General features: G+C 54.5%; 7 protein-coding genes and 1 riboswitch. Of the genes, 3 read left to right on the plus strand and 4 right to left on the minus strand.

Features of this window, described 5'->3' with window-relative positions; all coding sequences use genetic code 11:
• Nucleotides 1-11 precede the first annotated feature (11 nt).
• Nucleotides 12-728, minus strand: a complete 717-nt coding sequence (locus tag BMW41_RS09690; RefSeq protein WP_074649900.1) for an energy-coupled thiamine transporter ThiT — start codon at nucleotides 726-728, stop codon at nucleotides 12-14.
• 27 nt (nucleotides 729-755) lie between these two features.
• Nucleotides 756-855: riboswitch (TPP riboswitch) on the minus strand.
• Between the two features lie 450 nt (nucleotides 856-1,305).
• Here BMW41_RS09690 and BMW41_RS09695 point away from each other — a divergent pair.
• Together BMW41_RS09695 and BMW41_RS09700 are read left to right on the plus strand one after the other, a co-directional pair.
• Nucleotides 1,306-2,964, plus strand: a complete 1,659-nt coding sequence (locus tag BMW41_RS09695) for a SulP family inorganic anion transporter (protein WP_074649901.1) — start codon at nucleotides 1,306-1,308, stop codon at nucleotides 2,962-2,964.
• A 176-nt stretch (nucleotides 2,965-3,140) separates the two neighbouring features.
• Nucleotides 3,141-3,989 (plus strand): hypothetical protein, encoded by an 849-nt coding sequence (locus BMW41_RS09700; RefSeq protein WP_074649902.1) that lies wholly within the window; start codon nucleotides 3,141-3,143, stop codon nucleotides 3,987-3,989.
• On the opposite strand, the gene BMW41_RS09705 is transcribed toward BMW41_RS09700, so the two are convergent.
• Nucleotides 3,967-5,616, minus strand: a complete 1,650-nt coding sequence (locus BMW41_RS09705; RefSeq protein WP_074649903.1) for an ATP-binding cassette domain-containing protein — start codon at nucleotides 5,614-5,616, stop codon at nucleotides 3,967-3,969. The two genes, BMW41_RS09700 and BMW41_RS09705, sit on opposite strands and share 23 nt — an antisense overlap.
• 248 nt (nucleotides 5,617-5,864) lie before the next feature.
• On the opposite strand from BMW41_RS09705, the gene BMW41_RS09710 reads away from it, so the two are divergent.
• Nucleotides 5,865-6,242 (plus strand): hypothetical protein, encoded by a 378-nt coding sequence (locus BMW41_RS09710; protein ID WP_143050848.1) that lies wholly within the window; start codon nucleotides 5,865-5,867, stop codon nucleotides 6,240-6,242.
• Nucleotides 6,243-6,412: 170 nt separating this feature from the next.
• On the opposite strand, the gene sdaAA is transcribed toward BMW41_RS09710, so the two are convergent.
• Both sdaAA and sdaAB read right to left on the minus strand, forming a co-directional pair.
• The gene (gene sdaAA / locus BMW41_RS09715) at nucleotides 6,413-7,294 is read right to left on the minus strand and encodes an L-serine ammonia-lyase, iron-sulfur-dependent, subunit alpha (protein ID WP_074649905.1); all 882 of its coding nucleotides are present in this window, start codon (nucleotides 7,292-7,294) and stop codon (nucleotides 6,413-6,415) included.
• 57 nt (nucleotides 7,295-7,351) lie between these two features.
• Entirely contained in the window at nucleotides 7,352-8,020 is a 669-nt protein-coding gene (gene sdaAB / locus BMW41_RS09720; protein WP_031472198.1) for an L-serine ammonia-lyase, iron-sulfur-dependent subunit beta, read from the minus strand.
• Nucleotides 8,021-8,211 lie beyond the last annotated feature (191 nt).

Consider the following 8,211-nt stretch of genomic DNA (forward strand, 5'->3'; position numbering starts at 1 on the left):
CCGGCGGTACATCACGCGATCCGGTGCCGGGACGCCGCATTGCGGTCCTCCGCGTCATCCGCGGTGAACTGACGTACATATCCGAGGGCGTTCTGTACGTTCGGGATGCAGATCAGAATTACGGTAAACAGTGCCTCCAGTCCCAGGTATGCCCCGTTGTAGGCAAGGGAATACAGAAATGCACTGCGGAAACCGTAGTCGGAGGCATAGGTGCCGAAAAAGATCCATCCCGAAAGAACGGAAAAGCAATAACGTCCGAGAACCGCGGCGAGGTATCCCTTCAGCAGTCCGTGGGCGGAATGACGGAAGAGACCCGAAAGCCCCAGCGCGCCGAAGGCCAGGAGATAGTCGCAGATCATCTGCGGAACGCTGATGATATAGGGATTGATCAGCATCTGGAGAAGACCGTAAGCAACCGCGGTCATGATCCCGGGGCGGAGACCGTTCCAGTATCCGATCAGAGCGATGAACAGCATGCTGAACAGGGTGACGGATCCTCCCATCGGCATATGGATGAGCTCAATCATTGAAGTGATGACGCCGAGTGCGATCGCAAGAGAAGAGACGGAAAGCTGTCTGGTGCTGAGCTTCTGGTTCTGACCGAAAAGTCCGCATCCGAGAATCATGAGCGCGAGTATGGCGAGAACGATGGCTGTAAAGCCGGCAGCAGTCGGAGTGTAGGTGATGCCGCCCCACTCATCAACAGTAGAATTGACCAAAAGTGACATAAAAAAACCTCCCATGCACAAAAGATGCCGGGAGTTTATCTGCTTCCTTACGCCGGTATTGTCCGGTTCAAGTGATAAGGGTAATGTCGCAACATTTCTCAGCCCGAAGGCACCCCCAGCAATTATTAAACTAATTATACGGTAGAACTTTTCGGAATGCTTGTCAAGACCGGAACGGTCCCCAAGGCTTTTTTCGTACCATAAAAGTGCAGGTATCAGGGAGTAATTAACTTTGATATCTGCATCTATTATTGTTTCATAGGAAATTTCTCCGAAATTCCCTATGAAACAATAACGCTCCGCGAGGATGCGCACGCCGCTGGAAGGAAGCTGTCACCTAACGGTGACCAGCGGCGGCGCGCAAAGTCCGCTTGCGGACTTTGTTTTGAAAAAGACATGAAAAACCGGTGTTCCGGCCGGTCGTTTTGTGATATGATTTTACCCGTCTGCGTTAATTCGGACAAAGGGGTCCGGCTGCGCGGACATCCGGCGGAACCGGCCGGAATTCATGTTGTCATGAGTCTTTGGTGCCGGCTGCGCGATACCATACGGAACGAATGATTACGAGGAAAAAAAGATGAACAAAGATGAATTGAAGCCGATGCTTCTCACGACGCTAAAGGGGTATACGGCACAGAAATTTGCGGCGGATGCGGTGGCCGGACTGATCGTCGCCATCATTGCACTGCCGCTTTCGATCGCACTGGCGCTGGCGTCCGGTGTCGGGCCGGAGCAGGGTATCTATACGGCGATTGTGGCCGGATTCCTGATCTCCATGCTGGGCGGAAGTCAGGTTCAGATCGCGGGGCCGACGGCGGCATTTGCCACGATCGTCGCGGGAATCGTGATGAAGAACGGGATGGACGGACTTGTTCTGGCAACCGTGATTGCCGGCATCCTTCTGATTCTGATGGGACTGTTCCGTTTCGGCAGTCTGATCCGGTATATTCCGTATACCATTACGATGGGATTTACGGCAGGAATTGCGGTGACGATTGTCATCGGTCAGCTGAAGGATTTTCTCGGAATTACCTATCCGAAAGGAACGGTAGCGATTGAGACCATGGAGAAACTGACGGCCCTTGTGCGAAATTCCGGGACAATGAACCCGACGGCGCTTGCGGTCGGCATCGCCAGTCTTCTGATTCTGATGGTGTGGCCGAAGGTTTCCGAGAAGATCCCGGGATCTCTGATCGCGGTAATCGCTGCCAGTGCAGCGGTGAAATGCCTTGGTCTTCCAGTCAATACAATCGGAGATCTCTATTCCATCAGCAATGCGCTTCCGGCATTCCGTCTTCCGGAGATTACCTTTGAGGGAATCCATGCGGCGGCCGGAAATGGATTTACGATTGCCATTCTGGCGGCGATCGAGTCCCTTCTGTCCTGCGTCGTTGCGGACGGAATGGTCGGCGGAAAGCACCGTTCCAACATGGAACTCGTGGCGCAGGGCGTCGGCAACATCGGTTCCGCACTGTTCGGAGGTATTCCGGCCACCGGCGCAATTGCCCGGACTGCGGCGAACATCAAAAACGGAGGCCGCTCTCCGATTGCCGGCATGATCCATGCGGTCATTCTGGTTCTGGTTCTGGTATTTCTGATGCCGTATGCGGCACTGATTCCGATGCCGACGATTGCGGCGATTCTGTTTATGGTTGCTTACAACATGAGCGGCTGGCGCATGGTGGTTCTTCTCACAAAGACCGCCCCGAAGAGCGATATTGTCGTTCTTCTGATTACCTTTGCGCTGACGGTGATCTTTGATCTGGTCATGGCCATCGAGGTCGGCATGATTCTCGCTTGCATTCTCTTTATGAAGCGGATGAGCGATGAGTCCGGTGTCATGGGATGGAAATACTTTGACCCGGCGGACGGCGATAAGCCGGAGGACGAACAGGCTCTCCGCAGTGTTTCAAAGGAGATCCGGGTATTTGAAATCTTCGGACCGATGTTCTTTGGAAATGCAGACCAGCTGGCAGCAATCTCACCGGATGCGGACACCAGATGCATTGTCCTTCGGATGCGTGGTGTTCCGGCAATCGATGCGAGTGCCCTTCGGTCCCTTTCCCAGTTTGTGGACCGCTGCACGGCCAATGGAACACAGATGGTGTTCTCCCATGTCAATGAACAGCCGTGGCGGGCGATGGAAAAATTCGGTCTGATCGGGCAGGTTGGCGAAGAGAATTTCGCGCCGCACATCGGTGAGGCACTGAAGCTGGCCGAAGCCAAAATTTCCTGATCGAAACCGGCCGGGACATTTGCCTACACCCTTGAATTACGGTATAATAAAGATAGATAACGGTGACCGGCGGTGACGCCCAAAGTCCGTCAGGCTTCACTCAGGATTGAGGGGATGGGGAGCCGAAGTCCGCTTGCGGACTTTGTTCTTTATGCTGTGAGATAAGGGGTGTGCGGATGAGAAGAAAAACCAATCACAGATTATTCCATTTCGGGGCTGCGCTCCTTCTGGCAGGCATGTTATGCCTTCAGGGCTGCGCGGGCCCGTCTGTTTTATCCGGAAGTTCTTCGGCAGACTCTTCCGGTGAGGAGACTGTTTCCACGGAAGCGGAAGACCGGTATCCGTCGGAAAGTCTTCTGAAGTTCCGGATCGGCAAGGATGTCATTGACATCGGGGATATGCCGCGGCAGGCGGAGGTCAACAAGAGCATCAAAGCTGCCTGCGGGAGAGAACTGGCGTATCTGGACCGGGACGGATCCAAAATCAAGCCCTACGGATGGGCCTATACGGGATTTAAGATCGGAAAACGGTACGATACGGAGTTCACGCTGTTTAATTTCCTGAATGACACTTCACGCACCGTTTCCGGCGATAAGACCAGACTGACGCTGGCCGCCATCGCATATAAGGATGACAAACAATACAAGTTCGGAGATCAGATCACCTATGATTTCCTTCCGCGCAACGCGACCCCGGCGGATGCCGATGCGATCATCGACCGGGTGAAGGCGGAAGGCGGTGTCCTGACCTATTATACGTATGCGTATGACCCGAAGAAGAGCAAGGAGCCCACATCCCGGTATCCGATGGCGACAAAACCAATCGACGGCACCAAGGGGCTGATTTCCCTTCAGTTTAAGACTCTGTCCGAACAGGGACAGATGTACCTGATCAAGTTCACGCTCTATGACCAGGAGCTTCCGGATGTGGCGATTATAAACATGGACGCGGAAACCGTGGCAAGAACCGGAGAGGCGTGGCCGACGCATACGCTGAAAGAACTTAGAGAGAAAGAGATTCACTGAGTTCCCGGCGTGCCTCATCGAATTTCCGGGCGCGGATCAGATTCGAGACACGGATCTCGGCTGCGATCCGGCGGCGTTCGGTCTCAAAGACGTCGCTGTCAAAATAATTCCTATAGACGGATTTGCGGTAACTCCGGCCGCTCATCTCGCGGACGGTGCCGTTTTCCAGAATGAGTACGCGGTCGGTGCTTCCGGTCACGGCGAACAGATCATGAGAAACCATGAGGACGGTTCCCGTGTACTCCCGGATGGCCTTCTCCAGGGCGATCTGCGCATGGATGTCCAGATGGCTGGTGGGCTCATCCAGAAGAAGGATGTCATGCGGCTCCTCGCAGAGACGTTCCAGCTGCATAAGACACCGCTCGCCGCCGGACAGAAGGTCTCCGTCCTGCTCGGTAATGACCTGACGGAAATAACCGGCTTTGCCCGGCACATCCTTCTCCAGCATCGCATAAATCTCGCGGAGAAGGCTGGATTTTCCGGTTCCGTTGGCGCCGACGAGAGCGACTTTCTCACCCTTTTGGACGGAGAAGGAAAGATGGCTTAAAATCTCGCGGTCGTAGGAGAGCGAGAAATCCTTCAGCTCAATGGCGGGAGCAGAGGCACTGCCGGTGCCGAGGTCCCCGCCGGCAGCGGGTGATATGCCGGATGTGCCGTCCGCCTGAGCGGATGTCAGAAAACGGAATGCGTGGTGATGATCCTCCAGAAACGGATCTTCGCCGCGCATTTTTTTCAACCGCTCGAGGTAGGTGGCTCTTGCTTTGACCTGGCGGCCAAGGCGAGGGATTGCCATCGCGGAAGCGAGCTCACCGACGCGTTTTACGATATCCTCCTGTTTTTCGATAAACTCGTCAAAGTCGCGGCAGTGCTCAAAGAGACCGATCTTGGTCTCGAGAATCCAGGTGCTGTACTCGGCAAAGGTTCCGGGAAACTCGCGGATTCCCTTGTTTTCAATGTCGAGAATCTTGTCGAAACACTGGCTCAGAAGAAGCCGGCTGTGGGTTACGGCGAGAATGGTTCCGTCGTAGCGGTTGATCATGCGGGTCAGACTGACGAGGTTTTCGAAATCGAGGAAGACATCCGGCTCGTCCATGATCAGGAGCTGCGGTTTCATCAGCATGCTCCGGAGAATGCAGAGGAGCTTGTACTCGCCGCCGCTGATTCGGGTGACCGGAGTGTCCGCAATGTTGTCAAGACCGGCGGAAGAGAGCATTTTCCGGATGTTCGGCTCATAATTATATGCGTCAAGGCTGTCAAGTTCCGACATCAGAGAATCATACTGTGTCTGGAGCTCCGGATCCTCCTCGTCGCAAAGGCGTGCGCAGACCTCATCGAAGCGCGCAAAAAGGGACAGGAAGGGAGCGGCCAGATAATCAAACGAGGTGATCTCTTCGGAGGTGTGCTCGACAAACTGGCGGATGCAGCTGATCCGGCAGCCCGGTTCGATCCGGATGATTCCGTCGTAGGTATAATGGTCGCGGTCGGTGATCAGACGGATCAGGGAACTCTTTCCGCAGCCGTTGCTGCCGATCAGAGCGGCATGATCGCCCGCCTCGATGCTGAAACTGATATCTTCATACAGATCCTTCTGCGGAAAGCTGAAGGAGACATTCTCAAATTTTATCATGCGGTGATTCCTTTATATTTTCTGATTTTCTGTAAGATGATGAGCCCGGTTCCGCGGGTCCTCAACAGTATATCACAGGTCCTTCATTTCTCATAATGAAAAGCGAAAATATCGCGGAACGGCACGGAAAAGATGAAATCATAAAATGCATCGGAGGGGAAAAATACGATCGTCCCGGGCGGTTGTATTTCCCACAGGTCTCGATTATAATGTTCGCAGACAAAAAGTTAAAAAAGCAGGAAAAACGTATGGGAAAAGATGGACTTGAGCTGCATGAGTATGTTCCGGGAAGCATCAATGTAGCGCCGGAGGTGATGCACTTATCCATGTATGTGCTGACCAATCCGAAGGATTATACCCGGGAATATATGGAACATATGCTTCAGGGCGTTTTGGACGTCTACACGAAGATTGAGACGGAGTCGAGCCGGACGTATCTGAGTCTCGGAATCTTCACGAAGAAGAAGATCCCGCAGGCCGCGCTGGAGGCATGGCGGGGGTTCTCGGAGGAGGACTGCGAGATTTTTCTGAATTTTATCCGGGAGAACTGGGGAAGACGCTATCTTGCTCCCTATGTCAACGATGTGGTGGATTTTTGCAATACCATGAAGATCGAAATCAATTGAACAAAACCATCCGGCGGTAGTTTCTTGACGGATGGTTCACAGAAAAAGGACCATAGAAACAGAAACGGCAGGTGAACCGGGAATCCGATTCATCTGCCGTTTTCGTCAGGATAGAGGAGTCAAAGTCCGTCTGCGGACTCTGTGATGTCCGGGCAGACGGAAGGCGGGGATTACTGCTTTCCGAATACCTTTTCCCGGAGCAGTTTTCCGGTGGGGGTCGAAGCGAGACCGCCGTTCGCGGTCTCCTTCAGATCGCTGGACATGGAATCGCCGACTTCCCGCATGGCGTCGATACACTCGTCTACCGGGATTTTCAGGTCGATGCCGGAGAGGATCATATCGGCGGAGGAGCAGGCGATGGCAACACCGGAAGCATTGCGCTTGATGCACGGGATCTCGACGAGACCTGCCACCGGATCGCATACAAGGCCCATCTGGTTGACGATGGCAACTCCGAGGGCATCCGCACACTGCTGCGGCGTGCCGCCCATCAGCTCCACAAGAGCGGCGGCAGCCATACCGGAAGCGCTTCCGCACTCGGCCTGACAGCCTCCCTGAGCACCGGCGATGCACGCATTTTTCGCGATCACCATGCCGAAGGCAGCCGCCGTGAAGATGGACATGACGATGTCCCGTTTTTCCGCCTTCTTATCGAGATACATGGGAATGAGACATCCCGGGAGAATACCGCAGCTGCCGGCGGTGGGCGTCGCAACGATCCTGCCCATGGCCGCGTTGGTGTTGGATACGCAGAGAGCCGTTGCAACCGCGCGGGACATAAAACCGCCCATGATGCTCTTTCCGGTGCCGGCATACTGCGTCATGCTGTAGCCCTCTCCGCCGGTGAGACCGGAGGTGGATACGCGTCCCGGTGCCGCTCCCCATTTGGCGGACTCCATCATGACGTCGAAGCTCTTCTCCATGGTGGCGTAGACTTCGTCTTCCGTCTTTCCGAGAGTTTTGGCCTGATCGGCAAGGCAGATCTCACTGATCTTTTTGCCGGCGTCGTTGGCCAGATTGACAAGTTCCAGAATTGAATCGTAATTTATCATGATTATTTTCCTATATATCAAGTTTGAATTCCGTTTGCCGGGTCCGGTGAACTTCCCTTAAATTGCCGGGATCAGCAGGGCATTGGAAATGTTATCCATCTTTTTGATGTCGGTGATGAGCTTCTCCGGAGGAACCTGGTCCAGCTCAATGGTCATCAGCGCCTCGCCTCCGCGCTCACGGCGGGAAAGGCGGAAGTTTCCGATGTTCAGATCGCCGTAGCGCCAGTACATCAGATTGGTGACATTGGCGATGACACCCGGGGTGTCGCGGTGGAGGATCAGAAGGGTCGTGCTCTCACCGGTGAAGTTGACGGAGAGACCGTCAATGTTGTCTACGCGGATGTTGCCGCCGCCGATGCTGGCGCCGGTGACGGAGCCGGATTTGCCGTTTGCGCATTTGTAGGTGATGCGCGCGGTGTTCGGATGAGCCCCGGAGATGTCGTGCGGGACGAATTCATAGTGAAGGCCGCGCTCGGTTGCGATCTCCATCGCGTCCCGCAGATCCTCGTCCCAGCTGTTGAAACCGAGGATTCCGGCAAGGATCGCACGGTCGGTTCCGTGGCCGCGGTAGGTCCGGGCAAAGGATCCGGAGAGTTCGATGGTGACATCGGTGACCGGACTGCCGTCTGCAATCTTGTTGACAACGCTGCCCAGACGGCAGGCGCCTGCGGTGTGGGAACTGGAGGGTCCGATCATGATCGGGCCGATAATGTTGAATACGTTCATGGATATAGCCTCTTAAAAATGCGAGGCATTTCATTTTTAAGAATGAAATGCCTCAGGTAAAAATGGTAGGTTAGGTATTCAGGAGAACTCAGTCTTCCTTCGGAAGCGGAGCGCCCCTGAGGATAAACTTCTTGTAGATGAGATCGACCACAACACCGATGGCATTGTCACCGGAGACGTTGCATGCGGTG

Origin of the sequence: [Clostridium] aminophilum (assembly GCF_900101295.1) — a bacterium.
Taxonomy (GTDB): Bacteria; Bacillota; Clostridia; order Lachnospirales; family Lachnospiraceae; genus Clostridium_R; species Clostridium_R aminophilum_A.